17 protein-coding genes and 1 other annotated feature are annotated in these 12,566 nt (G+C 54.5%); of the genes, 12 read left to right on the top strand and 5 right to left on the bottom strand.

Annotated features, from left to right (window positions below):
- Positions 1-45 precede the first annotated feature (45 nt).
- On the bottom strand, positions 46-1,086 hold the full coding sequence (locus B5D52_RS07760; protein ID WP_016148179.1) for a glycoside hydrolase family 5 protein: 1,041 nt from the start codon (positions 1,084-1,086) through the stop codon (positions 46-48).
- A gap of 169 nt (positions 1,087-1,255) precedes the next feature.
- Between B5D52_RS07760 and B5D52_RS07755 the strand changes: the two genes are divergently transcribed.
- The 3 genes from B5D52_RS07755 to B5D52_RS07745 are packed head-to-tail and all read left to right on the top strand — an operon-like array spanning position 1,256 to position 4,124.
- Positions 1,256-2,029: a dihydroorotate dehydrogenase electron transfer subunit gene (locus B5D52_RS07755; protein ID WP_016148178.1), complete on the top strand. Its 774-nt coding sequence runs from the start codon at positions 1,256-1,258 to the stop codon at positions 2,027-2,029.
- Positions 2,029-2,934 carry a dihydroorotate dehydrogenase gene (locus B5D52_RS07750; RefSeq protein WP_016148177.1) on the top strand — a complete coding sequence of 302 codons (906 nt, stop codon included), beginning with the start codon at positions 2,029-2,031 and terminating at the stop codon, positions 2,932-2,934. The genes B5D52_RS07755 and B5D52_RS07750 overlap by 1 nt, the downstream gene beginning before the upstream one ends.
- A complete protein-coding gene (locus B5D52_RS07745) occupies positions 2,931-4,124 on the top strand; it encodes a bifunctional histidine phosphatase family protein/GNAT family N-acetyltransferase (protein WP_016148176.1) in 1,194 nt (397 codons plus the stop codon). Before B5D52_RS07750 ends, B5D52_RS07745 begins: the two co-directional genes overlap by 4 nt.
- A gap of 217 nt (positions 4,125-4,341) precedes the next feature.
- On the opposite strand, the gene ruvX is transcribed toward B5D52_RS07745, so the two are convergent.
- The gene (gene ruvX / locus B5D52_RS07740; protein WP_016148175.1) at positions 4,342-4,758 is read right to left on the bottom strand and encodes a Holliday junction resolvase RuvX; all 417 of its coding nucleotides are present in this window, start codon (positions 4,756-4,758) and stop codon (positions 4,342-4,344) included.
- A 247-nt stretch (positions 4,759-5,005) separates the two neighbouring features.
- Here ruvX and rpmG point away from each other — a divergent pair, with 247 nt between their 5' ends.
- The 9 genes from rpmG to B5D52_RS07695 all read left to right on the top strand — a co-directional run bounded on the left by rpmG (position 5,006) and on the right by B5D52_RS07695 (position 10,621).
- On the top strand, positions 5,006-5,155 hold the full coding sequence (gene rpmG, locus B5D52_RS07735; RefSeq protein ID WP_016148174.1) for a 50S ribosomal protein L33: 150 nt from the start codon (positions 5,006-5,008) through the stop codon (positions 5,153-5,155).
- Positions 5,156-5,179: 24 nt separating this feature from the next.
- Positions 5,180-5,452: a preprotein translocase subunit SecE gene (gene secE, locus B5D52_RS07730; RefSeq protein WP_016148173.1), complete on the top strand. Its 273-nt coding sequence runs from the start codon at positions 5,180-5,182 to the stop codon at positions 5,450-5,452.
- A gap of 21 nt (positions 5,453-5,473) precedes the next feature.
- Positions 5,474-6,001, top strand: a complete 528-nt coding sequence (gene nusG / locus B5D52_RS07725) for a transcription termination/antitermination protein NusG (RefSeq protein WP_016148172.1) — start codon at positions 5,474-5,476, stop codon at positions 5,999-6,001.
- A 121-nt stretch (positions 6,002-6,122) separates the two neighbouring features.
- Positions 6,123-6,548, top strand: a complete 426-nt coding sequence (gene rplK / locus B5D52_RS07720) for a 50S ribosomal protein L11 (protein WP_016148171.1) — start codon at positions 6,123-6,125, stop codon at positions 6,546-6,548.
- Positions 6,549-6,644: 96 nt separating this feature from the next.
- Positions 6,645-7,340 (top strand): 50S ribosomal protein L1, encoded by a 696-nt coding sequence (gene rplA / locus B5D52_RS07715; RefSeq protein ID WP_016148170.1) that lies wholly within the window; start codon positions 6,645-6,647, stop codon positions 7,338-7,340.
- A 51-nt stretch (positions 7,341-7,391) separates the two neighbouring features.
- Positions 7,392-7,537, top strand: a sequence feature (ribosomal protein L10 leader region).
- A gap of 14 nt (positions 7,538-7,551) precedes the next feature.
- Positions 7,552-8,106 (top strand): 50S ribosomal protein L10, encoded by a 555-nt coding sequence (gene rplJ, locus B5D52_RS07710; RefSeq protein ID WP_016148169.1) that lies wholly within the window; start codon positions 7,552-7,554, stop codon positions 8,104-8,106.
- A 55-nt stretch (positions 8,107-8,161) separates the two neighbouring features.
- Complete coding sequence (gene rplL, locus B5D52_RS07705; protein ID WP_016148168.1) at positions 8,162-8,530, top strand: 50S ribosomal protein L7/L12; 369 nt, start codon at positions 8,162-8,164, stop codon at positions 8,528-8,530.
- A 164-nt stretch (positions 8,531-8,694) separates the two neighbouring features.
- On the top strand, positions 8,695-9,357 hold the full coding sequence (gene pyrE / locus B5D52_RS07700) for an orotate phosphoribosyltransferase (RefSeq protein ID WP_016148167.1): 663 nt from the start codon (positions 8,695-8,697) through the stop codon (positions 9,355-9,357).
- Between the two features lie 100 nt (positions 9,358-9,457).
- A complete protein-coding gene (locus B5D52_RS07695; RefSeq protein ID WP_016148166.1) occupies positions 9,458-10,621 on the top strand; it encodes a Gfo/Idh/MocA family protein in 1,164 nt (387 codons plus the stop codon).
- A 34-nt stretch (positions 10,622-10,655) separates the two neighbouring features.
- Here the strand turns inward: B5D52_RS07695 and B5D52_RS07690 are convergent, their stop codons facing one another.
- The 3 genes from B5D52_RS07690 to B5D52_RS07680 are packed head-to-tail and all read right to left on the bottom strand — an operon-like array spanning position 10,656 to position 12,488.
- The gene (locus B5D52_RS07690; RefSeq protein WP_016148165.1) at positions 10,656-11,813 is read right to left on the bottom strand and encodes an alpha/beta fold hydrolase; all 1,158 of its coding nucleotides are present in this window, start codon (positions 11,811-11,813) and stop codon (positions 10,656-10,658) included.
- 21 nt (positions 11,814-11,834) lie between these two features.
- A complete protein-coding gene (locus B5D52_RS07685) occupies positions 11,835-12,287 on the bottom strand; it encodes a DUF2178 domain-containing protein (RefSeq protein WP_016148164.1) in 453 nt (150 codons plus the stop codon).
- 3 nt (positions 12,288-12,290) lie between these two features.
- Complete coding sequence (locus tag B5D52_RS07680; protein WP_016148163.1) at positions 12,291-12,488, bottom strand: helix-turn-helix transcriptional regulator; 198 nt, start codon at positions 12,486-12,488, stop codon at positions 12,291-12,293.
- Positions 12,489-12,566 lie beyond the last annotated feature (78 nt).

The following is a 12,566-nucleotide window of genomic DNA, read 5'->3' as shown; positions in this document are numbered from 1 at the left end:
AAAAGAAATCCCGCGTCTTAATAGACGCGGGATTTTTTGCATCGGTCAGTTTGCGGAAGGTGAGAAAATGAGGTCGCGCAGCGGCTCCATCTCGGTGACCCATTGGCCGGATTGCCGGTCGTAGAACTTGGTGTCTGAGTTGACGGCGAAGGGGATACCTGCCGCATCCAGACTGTCACAGAGAAAGGCGGCAAAGGTCATCTGCTCGGACAAGGTGTAGTCGTCTCCGTCGTTGTAATTGCCGGGCATCCAGGCACCGACCCAGGTGGGAATGCCGGTCTGTGCCTGCCAGTCGAGTGCCAGCTGGATTTGATCGAGAACCAGCTGCTTTTCGGCTGCCGTTCCGGTCGTCCACAGCTTTTTCTCGTTGGTCTTGCTCGGACCGGCTGCATAGAAATGCCACTCGGCCATCAGATAGCCGTTTGCCTGCGAGGGCACCTGAAGCTCGGACAGATAAGCCGGATTGGAGCGCAGACGCGGGGACATCATAATGATGCGGTCGGGATTGGTCTGGCGAATGGCTGCGGTTACACGCTCGATCATCTCATTGAGCCGGTCGGGTTGCTGGTTGAGCGCGTCGGTGCACTCGATGAGCAGATCAAATGACAGCGCGTGCGACTTGTCCTGATATCGTGCGGCAATGGTACTCCACCACGCGACGACATGCTCGAGATTACGCTCGGAAGGGTCATTTTTGAAGGCGTCTGCCTGATAGGCGAGCACGGGAATGAGTCCGTGAGACAGGCAATCATCGATCTGGCGGTCAAGGCTGGCCAGCACATCCGGGGTCAGGTCATCTTTGACACGGATGCGCACATGCTTGATGCCGGCTTCTGCAAAATCGATGACTGTTTGGGGCTGGTAATTGGCGCGGCCCTCGCTGGTTTTGGACCAGTCCACATCCATACCATGTCCGAGCATGCTCTGATACTGTGCTGGGGTGATGGCTTCATCCTGCGACTGGAAGGAAGATGACGTGGAAGCAGCCGGGGCAGCGGGTATGGCCTGCGGTATCATGGGAGAGAACGCCAGGGCGGCAGCGGTGAGCATGCTCAGCGCCGACAGGCGTAATTTCATCGGCTTCATGGGAAACAACTCCTGTTTATAACTGTTTTGAAATCTTTTTGTATTGTAACATATCGGACAGCGGTGAACAAGTGGACGGGGGAGCGGTACGGGATTTCCCGTCTTGCGTTTTGGGTTGTTTTCCAGTACAATAAAAAACAGGAAATCTGTGTTTACAGGAGGATTTAATATGGCGACTCAGGAAATGTGTCGTGTCGTCGGCAACCGGGAGATTGGCGCCGGTCTGTTTGAGCTGACGATGGAAGCACCGGTACTGTGTATGCAGGCACAGCCCGGTCAGTTCGTTCATATCACCTGCGGAGAGGGCAATCTGCTGCGTCGTCCCATCTCGATTTGCAATGTACAGGACGGTCAGATGATCGTTGTTTTCCAGGTCAAGGGTGACGGTACCGCGTGGCTGTCCAAGCGCCGCGAGGGCGATGTACTCGATGTACTGGGTACGCTCGGTCACGGCTTCCGCATGGAAGAGCTGGGTGACCATCCCATCTTCATCGGCGGCGGCATCGGCGTTCCGCCCATGCTCATGACCATGCGTGCAGCTAAGGAAAACGGTGCAAAGCCCGAGGCAATTCTGGGCTTCCGCAATCAGAATGCGGTTATTTTGGAAGATGCCTTCCGTAGACTGGGTGAGACCCACGTCTGCACCGACGACGGCAGCTATGGTGTGCACGGTTTTGTCACCGATGTGCTCAAGCTGCACGTACAGGAAGCAACCGCGATTTGCGCCTGCGGCCCCAAGCCCATGCTGCGCGCCATCGCGGAGATCGCAGAGGCACAGGGCATCCCGTGTCAGGTCTCCATGGAGGAGCGCATGGGCTGCGGCATCGGTGCATGTCTGGTCTGCGCCTGCGAGCTCAAGCTCAAGGACGGTCAGGAAGGCGTAAGATACGGCCACGTCTGCAAGGATGGCCCGGTATTTGACAGCAAGGAGGTCGTTTGGTAATGGATCTGCGCGTAAATATTTGCGGGGTAGAGCTCAAAAACCCCATCACGACCGCGTCGGGTACCTTTGGCTTCGGTCACGAGTACGGCGAGTTCTTTGATCTGTCTGAGCTGGGCGGTGTCGGCGTTAAGGGGCTGACCCCGACCGAACGTCTGGGCAATCCCGCGCCCCGTATCGCAGAGACTCCGATGGGTATTCTCAACTGCGTCGGCCTGCAGAACCCCGGCATTGATCGCTTCATCGAGGAGCAGATTCCGTTCCTGCGCCAGTATGATACCAAGATCATTGCGAACGTATCGGGCAACACGGTCGAGGAATACTGCGGCATGATCGAGAAGATCTCTGATGCAGACGTTGACCTGATCGAAATGAACATTTCCTGCCCGAACGTCAAGTGCGGCGGTATGGCCTTCGGCACCCAGCCCAAGATGGTTGAGGAAGTTGTATCTGCGGCCAAGAAGTACGCAAAGAAGCCGCTGATTGTCAAGCTCAGCCCCAATGTCACCGACATTACCGAGATTGCACGTGCGGCAGTTGCTTCGGGTGCGGATGCACTGAGCCTCATCAACACGCTGCTCGGCATGCGCATCAATGTCGATACCCGTCGCCCAATTCTGTCTAACATCATGGGCGGTATGTCCGGTCCGGCAGTCTTCCCGATCGCGGTACGCATGGTTTATCAGGTGCGCAAGGCGGTTGACGTGCCGATTATCGGTATGGGTGGTATTCGTACCGGCCGTGACATTGCAGAAATGATGCTGGCAGGCGCGGACGCAATCGCAATCGGCACCGCTATGTTTGCCGACCCGATGGCTCCGGTCAAGGCGCTCAATGAGCTCAAGGAATATATGATCCAGCACGGCATCGAGAAGGTCACCGACCTGACCGGGGCGGTAGAGGTATGACAACAGTCTATCTGATTCGTCACGCCGAGGCAGAAGGCAATGTATATCGCCGCTGTCACGGACAGTACGACAGTCTGCTCACCGAGCGGGCATACCAGCAGCTGCCTTATCTGGCTGACCGCTTTGCAGATGTCCCGCTGGATGCGATTTATGCGTCCGACCTCTATCGTGCGCGCCACACAGCCAAAGCCATTGCAGACCGCAAGGGCATAAAGGTGCATGTGCGTCCGGTGCTGCGTGAAATTGCGATGGGTGAGTGGGAGGACAAGACTTGGGCAATCCTGCCCAGAGAAGCTCCCGAGCAGTACGCCAAGTGGCAGACACGTCCGTGGGAATGTGAAGTTCCCGGCGGTGAACGTGTTCTGGATACCGGCGACCGTGTGTTAGGCGGTCTGCGTCAGCTTGCACAGGAATGGGACGGCAAGTCTATCGCGGTGGTCAGTCATGGTTCGGCTATTCGCGGTATTCTGTGTCGGGTACTCGGTTATGAACCCGAGCAGATTGGTCAGGTGGGCTGGGGCGATAATACCTGTGTGGCAAAGTTCGAGTTTGACGGCGATACCATCCGCCCGATTTACTGGAACGATGCGTCCCATCTGCCCGAAGACCTGTCTACCTTCGCCAAGATCGGCTGGACGAACAGCAGGGGCGTGCCGATGTCCGTACAGGCATGGTTCCGGCCCTATGACCCGGAAAGTGCGGAAGATCGTGCGCTGCTCATTGGGTTTGCGCGTGAGTTTTACCGCAATGCTTACGGTTCGACCAACATGCTCGACGAGGATGCCTGGATGGCTGACACCGATGCAATGGCGGCAAAGCATGATCGCGCAGTCACGATCGGCATGGTCGAAGATCGGCCGGTCGCGCTGGTGCGCATGAATGTATGTGACGAAAGCGAACCGGAGATCGGTAAGGTCGGCTCGTTTGTCATCAGCGAAGATTACCGCGGTACGGGCCTGAGCGGTCAGATCTTGGGTCAGGCCATTTCGGTCTATCGCGCACTCGGTAAGGACTACTTATGCGCTTATGTCGCAAAGAACAATGCCCGTGCACACGGTTTCTATGACAAATACGGCTTCCACAATCAGGGCGAAGTGATGAAAGCGGAAGGCCTGCACGATAAGATGGTCAAGAAGATCAAGGTTGAATCGGTCGCAGAGGAGTCTGACGACTTCATCTGGGAAGGTTAAACAATCACCGCACCCATAACTGAAGTTTGGATCAAACCTTTTCAAAGGTTTGCAGGTTCTCAGGGCAGCGCCCTGAGTCGCTCTCCGCAGAGAGCGAAATCCCCTTTTTGATTTTCGCCTTGCGAAAATCAACTAAAAATAAAAACTCAAGCGCGTCCGCAGACGCGCAATAAAAAAGCGTTCCATCCCTGGAACGCTTTTTGCTTTTATGAGGTTGTTATCTCATCCGCTGCGCATCCAAATAGCCCTGCAAAATGAGCGTCGCCGCAACCGCGTCTACATTTTTACGATGCTGCTTGGCCTTTTTGCCCGCCTGATGCAAAATCTGGTGCGCTTCCACCGTCGTCCGACGCTCATCCCATAATACTACCGGCACGCCGGTCTGCTCCCGAATATCCTCGGCCAGCTGGGCGCACTTTTCCGCACGCGGTCCGACCGAACCATCCATATTCTTGGGATAACCCAGTACAACGGTCTCAATCTTGTTGTCTTTAATGTATGCGACGAGCTTTTCGAGCAGCTTGTCCCGGTTCCATTCGGAAATGACCGACGGGGAACCGGCCAGCAGACCGGTCGGGTCGGAAACCGAAAGGCCGGTGCGCGCGTCGCCGTAATCTACGCCTAAAATCTTCACGCTGTATTCGCCTCCTGTTTGGATCGGTTATCGTTTGTGTGCAATCATTATAACATAGAACGGCGGAATTTGTACATAAAACTCAAAAAATGATGCTTGACTTGCACAGGGGGGTCGTGATACAATAATTACACCTATGTAGGTTCTTTTTTTATGCCTGTTTTTTTGAGGCTGAGCCTGCAAAGGGAGGCAATCAAGTCTGCCGGAACACCCGACGGACATAAACACAATTCAAGGAGGTGCCGTTATGCGCGTTAAGGTAACGCTGGCCTGCACTGAGTGCAAGCAAAGAAACTACGATACGATGAAGAACAAGAAGAACGATCCCGACCGTCTTGAGATGAACAAGTACTGCCGCTTCTGCAAAAAGCATACTTTGCATCGCGAGACTAAGTAATCGACGAGAAAGGAAGTACGCTTCATGGCAGAGCAGGAAAAATCCACTCCCGCTGTAAAGAAGCAGACTGACAAGCCGGCAAAGGCCAAGAAGCCTTCGTTCTTCGCGAGAATCGGTAACTGGTTCCACGAGCTCAAGGCTGAGATCAAGAAGATCGTTTGGCCGACCCGTAAGCAGACCGTTAACAACACGCTCGTTGTCCTGGCCTGCTGCCTGGTGCTCGGTGTGTTCATCTGGGTACTGGACGCAATTTTCGGCTTCGGTTTCCAGACACTCGTCGGCTTCTTCGCCGCTTGATTTTGAGAGGGGCCGGATACTATGTCAGATGCAGCAAAATGGTATGTGGTTCACACATACTCGGGCTACGAGAATAAAGTAGCCTCGTCCATCGAAAAAGCGGTGGAAAATCGTAAGCTCCACGACCTCATCACCGCTGTCAACATCCCTGTTGAGCGCGTGACCGAAGTAAAGGACGGCAAGACCCGCGAGATCGAGCGCAAGCTCTTCCCGGGCTATGTACTGGTCAAGATGATCCTGACCGATGAAAGCTGGTACCTCGTGCGCAATACGCGCGGCTGCACAGGATTCGTCGGCCCGAACTCCAACAAGCCGCTCCCGCTTTCCGATGAGGAAGTGCTGAAAATGGGCGTGGAGAAGCGAGAAATCGAAATCAATTATCAGCTGGGCGACAGCGTGCGCGTCATCGACGGCCCGCTGGCAGGCTTCATCGGCGTTGTCGATGAGCTCGAGCCCGAAAAGAACAAGGTACGCGTTGTCGTATCGATGTTCGGCAGAGAGACGCCCGTCGAACTCGAACTGGATCAGGTCGAGACGCTGGGCGACTGACCCCTGGACGGTCAGTAATACCGGACAGGCAGTCAACGAGACGCAGAGGATGCGTTTCATGGCAAGTGGGAGAGTCGTCCGACTCGCCAGCCACCACATTTTTTAAGGAGGATACCTCAACATGGCACAGAAAGTAGTAGGCTATATCAAGCTCCAGATTCCTGCGGGCAAGGCAACCCCTGCGCCCCCGGTTGGCCCGGCTCTGGGTCAGCATGGTGTCAACATCATGGCTTTCACCAAGGAATTCAACGAGCGCACCAAGAATGACGCGGGTCTCATCATCCCCGTAGTCATCACGGTTTATGCAGACCGTTCCTTCAGCTTCATCACCAAGACTCCCCCGGCAGCTGTTCTGATCAAGAAGGCTTGCAAGATCGAGTCTGGCTCTGCTGTTCCGAACAAGACCAAGGTCGCTAAGATCTCCAAGGCTGACGTTCAGAAGATCGCAGAGATGAAGATGCCTGACCTCAATGCTGCTTCCGTAGAGGCTGCTATGAGCATGATCGCAGGCACCTGCCGCTCTATGGGCATCACCGTAGAAGAGTAATTTTTCATAAGCTGAAGTTTCACGTTTTTTGACGGCGGACACGGCCGTCTAAGTGGGAGGGAAATTCCCGCAGTACCACTAAAGGAGGATATTATTGTGCGCAAAGGTAAAAAGTATGTAGAGAGCGCAAAGCTGGTAGACCGTACCAAGCTGTACGATCCCGCTGAGGCGCTTGCAACCGTTGTTTCTACCGCTAAGGCTAAGTTCGACGAGACCGTTGAGCTGCATGTAAAGCTGGGCGTTGACTCCCGTCACGCTGACCAGCAGGTTCGCGGCGCGATCGTTCTGCCGCACGGTACTGGTAAGGATGTTCGCGTCCTGGTATTCGCAAAGGGCCCCAAGGCTGACGAGGCTGTTGCTGCTGGTGCAGAGTACGTTGGCGCTGAGGATATGGTTGCTAAGATCCAGAACGAGAACTTCTTCGATTACGACGTTGTCATCGCAACCCCTGACATGATGGGCGTTGTTGGCCGTCTGGGTAAGGTCCTGGGCCCCAAGGGTCTGATGCCGAACCCGAAGGCTGGTACCGTTTCGATGGACGTTGCTAAGGCTGTTAAGGAGTCTAAGGCTGGTAAGATCGAGTACCGTCTGGACAAGACCAACATTATCCACTGCCCGATCGGCAAGGCTTCCTTCGGCGTTGAGAAGCTGCAGGACAACTTCAACGCACTGATGGGCGCTATCATCAAGGCTAAGCCGGCTGCTGCAAAGGGTCAGTACGTCCGCTCCTGCGTCGTTGCGTCCACCATGGGCCCCGGCGTTAAGATCAACGCGGCTAAGGTTTCTGAGTAATTTTTTACTCGAAACTTAAAAAAACGTGTTGACAAGGCATGTTTTCCATGCTATAATTTAATAGCTTGGTCAAAGACAGCAGGCAGCCGCGAGGCTTGAAAGGCGTTCCGTCGCCGCCCGCCGAGGTCAGCACGAACAGATTTGATGTTTTGTGTACCCTCTTGTGTCTTTGCACAAGAGGGTACTTTATTTTTGATGGAGGTGAAACAAGATGCCTAACGCAAAGGTTCTGGAAGAAAAGAAGGCTCTGGTCGCTTCTCTGGTCGAGAAGATCAAGAACAGCCCCGCTGGCGTTCTGGTCGATTACAAGGGTATCACCGTTGAGGACGATACCAAGCTGCGCCGCGAGCTGCGCGCTGCCGGCGTTGAGTACGCTGTTGTAAAGAATACCATGCTCCGTTTCGCTGCAAAGGAGCTGGGCTTCGACGCTTTTGAGGAGCACCTGAATGGTACGACCGCTCTGGCGATCAGCACCACCGACGATGTCGTTGCACCCGCTAAGATTCTGAACGAGTATGCTAAGAAGCATGACAACTTCAAGATCAAGGCTGGTTACCTGGAGGGCGAGGCAATCCCGGTTGCCGAGGTCATGAAGCTGGCAGAGATGCCGTCCAAGGAAGGCCTCATCGCTCAGGTTCTGTATGGCTTCAATTTCCCGATCACTCAGCTGGTTATTGCGCTTGACAATATCGCTAAGAAGACCGAGGATGGCGAAGCTCTGGTTTCTACCCTGGTTGCACCCAAGGAAGAGGCTGCTGCTGAATAATTCAGCATAAATTTCAATTTTTTCTAACTTAAATTTGTAATTGGAGGTTTATACCATGACTGTTGCAGAGATTATGGAAGCTGTAAAGGGCCTGAAGGTCCTGGAGCTGGCTGAGCTGGTTAAGGCTCTGGAGGAAGAGTTCGGCGTATCCGCTATGCCCGTTGCTGTTGCAGGTGCTGCTGGCGGCGCTGCTGCTCCGGCTGCTGAAGAGAAGACCGAGTTCGACGTTGAGCTGACCGACGCTGGTTCTTCCAAGATCAACGTTATCAAGGTTGTTCGTGCTATCACCGGCCTGGGCCTGAAGGAGGCTAAGGAGAAGGTTGACGGCGCTCCGGCAATCATCAAGGAAGCTGCTTCTAAGGAAGATGCAGAGTCCATCAAGGCTCAGCTGGAAGAGGCTGGCGCAAAGGTTACCCTGAAGTAATCTATACTTGTGTCCTTCAAGAGACAGGCATAAAGCCTGTCTCTTTTTTTATCTCTCATCCCGCATTTTTCGCATTTCATCGGTCAGGCAGGGGATTGACTCTTGCCCCGCTATGCCGGATATGATAAAATAATACCAAAGAAACAGGAAAGGGAGATTTTATTATGCTGACTCCGGCAAAAAAGGAATTTATCGAATTTATGATGGCAGCAGACGTGCTGCGCTTCGGCAATTTTGTAACCAAGAGCGGTCGAAATACCCCGTATTTCGTCAACACCGGTAACTACAAGACCGGCTTGCAGAACTCCAAGCTCGGCGAGTTCTATGCGGCTCTGGTCAAGGAGACCGTTGGCGAGGACTTCGACGCAATGTTCGGTCCCGCTTACAAGGGCATCCCGCTGGCAACCTCGGTTTCCGGTGCACTGGCTCGCAACTACGGCATCGACAAGCCGTTCTTCTTCAACCGTAAGGAAGCTAAGGATCACGGCGAGGGCGGCAACATCGTCGGCTACAAGCCCAAGGACGGCGACCGCATCATCATCATCGAGGACGTTATCACCGCTGGTACCGCAATCCGTGAGACCATGCCCGTACTGCAGGGCTGCGCTGATGTCAAGGTAACCGATATGTTCATCTCGGTAAACCGCTGCGAAGTTGGCCAGACCCCCGGCAAGACCGCTGTCATGGAAGTTGGCGAGGAGTTCGGTATCAAGGTACACGCGCTGATCACCGTTCAGGATATCTACGAGTACCTCAAGGAGCAGGGCACCTACGAGGAGATCCTGCCGCTGATGGAGTCCTACATGGCGCAGTACTGCGTATTCTAAACCGGAACAAACAAAAAGTCAGGTTTTTACCTGACTTTTTTGTGTCAATCACCGTTTTATATATAACAAGATCCCCGTGTAAAAGAAAGGAAACGGCTGTATGAAAAAAATGAAAGTTGCACTGATCGGTGTCGGCGATATCAGCAACAAATATGTCGATAACCTGAAACAGTACCCCAAGATCGTTGAGATCGTGGGATGCGCTGCACGCGACTACGAAAAAACGGTTAAGCGTGCGCAGGAACTGGGCATTGACCACGTTTATGAATCGGTCGATGCACTGCTGGCCGACCCGGAAGTCGATGTTGTGCTCAATCTGACCGTTCCCGAAGTGCATGCCAAGTACAATCTGGCAGCCCTGCGCGCAGGAAAGCACGTTTACACCGAAAAACCGCTCGCAGCAACCTTTGCCGAGGGCAAGCAGATCATGGATCTGGCAGCAGAAAAGGGTCTGACCGTGTGCTGTGCACCCGATACCTTCTTCGGCAGCCGTCTCCAGACCATGCGCGAGCAGATTGACGCAGGAATCATTGGACGGATTACCGGCGGTGAGGTGTCCATGCTGTGCCATGGCTGGGAATTTGTGCATCCCAATGTGGCATTCTACTATCGTCCGGGTGGCGGCCCGACTCTGGACATGGGTCCCTACTACCTGACCGCTCTGGTCTCGCTGCTCGGCCCGGTGGAAGCGGTCACGGCAATGTCCGGACGCTCGACCGAGACGCGCTACCTGCCGCTCATGGACAAGACCGTACCGGTCGAGATCGACACCCATGTCACCGGTGTCATGCGCTTTGCATCGGGTGCGATCGTCACTGCAACCTTCAGCTTTGACGTGTGGGATTCCATTCGTCCGCGTATGGAGCTGTACGGCACCGATGGTGTGTTCATCATGGCAGAGCCAGATTCCAACGGTGGCCCGAATATCTTCGGCGGCGACCTCTGGCTGCGCCGCAAGCAGGATTTCCGTTGGGGCAAGATGCCGCGCCCGGAAGGTGTGAACGATATCCCGTTCGAGACCGTTCCGTGCGACCGTCCGTTCAACGAGACCGGTCATGACCGCAACAGCCGCGGCATCGGTCTGGTCGATCAGGTGCTGGCCATTCAGGAAGGCCGTCAGGCGCGTGCCAACGGTCAGATGGCGCTGCATGTGCTGGAAGTGCTGGAGGGTCTGGTCAATGCCGCACAGGAAGAAAAGTGGGTGCGCATGACCACTACTTGCGATCGTCCCGATGCACTGCCCGCCGATTTTCTTCAGAAGTAAATAGAAAACCGCCCGAAAGGGCGGTTTTTTTATACTATTTTGGCGCAACTGCGGCAAATAGATCACACCATGCCTGCGGCCAGACACCAGTCGAAAGGTAAGACGCAAAGTTGAGATCATGGTCGGCATTGGGATAGAGGTGGACGGTCAGATTATCCTTTCCCAACGCAACAAACTGTGCCTGTATGTCTAGTGTATCCTGTACGGGAACGTTGGCATCCGCTTGCCCCTGAAAAATGACGATGGGAAGGTCTAACTCGGTCAGCATATCTCGATTGGGTGTAAAGTGTGCGTGGGCCTGGAACCAGGCACTTGTCAGACGAACCGGGTAGTTTTCTGTGAGCCATGCGTCGTCGCTGCGGGCGATGGCATCATAGAGCGCCTGCCGCGAAGGTGCGAGCAGGGCGGCAAAGTCCGAGGCGGTCAGCTGGCCGTCTCCGTCTGCATCTAGTTCTGGGAATGCAACCTGCTCCAGTCCCAACGCAGGACGCACGCCGTACCGATCGTTTTCATACTCGGCTTGCGAGACCCTTCCGTCACCGTCGGCATCAAAATACAGGCAGTAAGTTACCATGCTGCTGCCACCGGTTTGCTGCCAGTCGAGTACCTGCTGCATGGTGCCGTTGACATATCCGGCCAGCAACAGACCATCGACCGGGACGAGCTGAGCAACCTTGGGGGCGATCATGGTACCTTCCGACCAGCCGAGCAGATAAATCGGACAGTCATGCAGACGGGAGTCTGTGCGCAGCGTACGGACGATCGCGGCGACGTCCTGCACGGAATGTTCGGGAAGATAAGTCTGGTATGCTTGCGGGTCAATCGTATGATAAAAGGGCGGTGTGTCACTGGCAGTCACGCCGCGGGTGCTGTAACTGAGAAAAGCGGCGCCAACCTCATTGAAGCCGCTTGCAACCAGATCAAAGTAGGAAAATGTCGCATCGGCTGAAAGCTGGCGGGTATTTTGGTTGGTGTTGGGGCCGGAGCCGTTGACATAGATGACCAGAGCACGCGGTGACTGGTCGGATGGTAGGTAGAGGCGGCCTTGAAGTGGATATGCATCGAAAGAGGGAATGGTGAGGGCTTCGACTGTGCCCGTGGCAGCGGGTGCGGCTTGCGTGACTGGCGGCAGATAAGCGCTTGGGGATAGTGCGAGCAGACCGGCTGCCAGAAGAGAGAGTGCGGCAAACATCAGATATGACCTCCTTGCAACTCAGCAAAATTTTCTACCGATGATTCGAGCGAAGACCAGATAGATCACCAGCATCACCAAAATCTGGAAGCACAGGAAAAAGTACAGGGCGGTGCTGAAAAACAGGGCGAAAAAGGCGGTGATGTAGGTCAGAACCATGGTCGTCCAGAACGCCAGCCGTGCCGACTGTCCGGCAATGTACTGGTTGCGCTCGTCCATTTCGCACACTTCGCTGGCTTTGAGGCGTTTTTCATCGTGTAGCAGGCTGCGGGTACGCAGGAAGGTTGCCAGACCTGCGCCGAACATACCGGCAGAGATGCCGATAAAGGCGCTGAAGGTATCGGAATTTTGCAGAATGTTTGCAGTATTGCGGCAGATAATGCCGGCGATCAGGATACATAAGGCGACAAGACTTTCGATCAGACCAAAATACATGGTAAAACGCTTGCGTGCAGTGTATGTCAGAGTCTTCATAGATCATTCCTCCTCGAATAAAAAAATATCTTCAATGGCGGTATCAAAATATCGTGCAATCTTGTGTGCGAGCAGGAGCGATGCATTGTAGCGTCCGTTTTCCAGGGAAATAATGGTCTGTCGGGTGACCGATACCGCGTCGGCCAGTTCCTGCTGGGTGATGCGCCGCAGCGTTCGCAGTTCCTGAATGCGGTTTTTCACAGGGGACAGTCCTCCTTTCAAAGTAAAGCTTACTTTACTTATAGTATAGCTTGCTTTACATAAATGTCAAGGGTGCTT

The organism is Butyricicoccus pullicaecorum DSM 23266, from assembly GCF_900167005.1.
Lineage (GTDB): Bacteria > Bacillota > Clostridia > Oscillospirales > Butyricicoccaceae > Butyricicoccus > Butyricicoccus pullicaecorum.
Note: the sequence above shows the minus strand (reverse complement) of the source record. Positions and strands in the feature narration are given on the sequence as shown.

Excerpts from the sequence above, each read along its gene's own strand:
- B5D52_RS07760 (WP_016148179.1), bottom strand. The coding sequence starts at position 1,086 with ATGAAGCCGATGAAATTACGCCTGTCGGCGCTGAGCATGCTCACCGCT.
- B5D52_RS07695 (WP_016148166.1), top strand. The coding sequence starts at position 9,458 with ATGAAAAAAATGAAAGTTGCACTGATCGGTGTCGGCGATATCAGCAAC.
- secE (WP_016148173.1), top strand. The coding sequence starts at position 5,180 with ATGGCAGAGCAGGAAAAATCCACTCCCGCTGTAAAGAAGCAGACTGAC.
- rplJ (WP_016148169.1), top strand. The coding sequence starts at position 7,552 with ATGCCTAACGCAAAGGTTCTGGAAGAAAAGAAGGCTCTGGTCGCTTCT.
- pyrE (WP_016148167.1), top strand. The coding sequence starts at position 8,695 with ATGCTGACTCCGGCAAAAAAGGAATTTATCGAATTTATGATGGCAGCA.
- B5D52_RS07685 (WP_016148164.1), bottom strand. The coding sequence starts at position 12,287 with ATGAAGACTCTGACATACACTGCACGCAAGCGTTTTACCATGTATTTT.
- nusG (WP_016148172.1), top strand. The coding sequence starts at position 5,474 with ATGTCAGATGCAGCAAAATGGTATGTGGTTCACACATACTCGGGCTAC.
- rpmG (WP_016148174.1), top strand. The coding sequence starts at position 5,006 with ATGCGCGTTAAGGTAACGCTGGCCTGCACTGAGTGCAAGCAAAGAAAC.
- rplK (WP_016148171.1), top strand. The coding sequence starts at position 6,123 with ATGGCACAGAAAGTAGTAGGCTATATCAAGCTCCAGATTCCTGCGGGC.
- B5D52_RS07690 (WP_016148165.1), bottom strand. The coding sequence starts at position 11,813 with ATGTTTGCCGCACTCTCTCTTCTGGCAGCCGGTCTGCTCGCACTATCC.
- B5D52_RS07755 (WP_016148178.1), top strand. The coding sequence starts at position 1,256 with ATGGCGACTCAGGAAATGTGTCGTGTCGTCGGCAACCGGGAGATTGGC.
- B5D52_RS07745 (WP_016148176.1), top strand. The coding sequence starts at position 2,931 with ATGACAACAGTCTATCTGATTCGTCACGCCGAGGCAGAAGGCAATGTA.
- rplL (WP_016148168.1), top strand. The coding sequence starts at position 8,162 with ATGACTGTTGCAGAGATTATGGAAGCTGTAAAGGGCCTGAAGGTCCTG.
- B5D52_RS07750 (WP_016148177.1), top strand. The coding sequence starts at position 2,029 with ATGGATCTGCGCGTAAATATTTGCGGGGTAGAGCTCAAAAACCCCATC.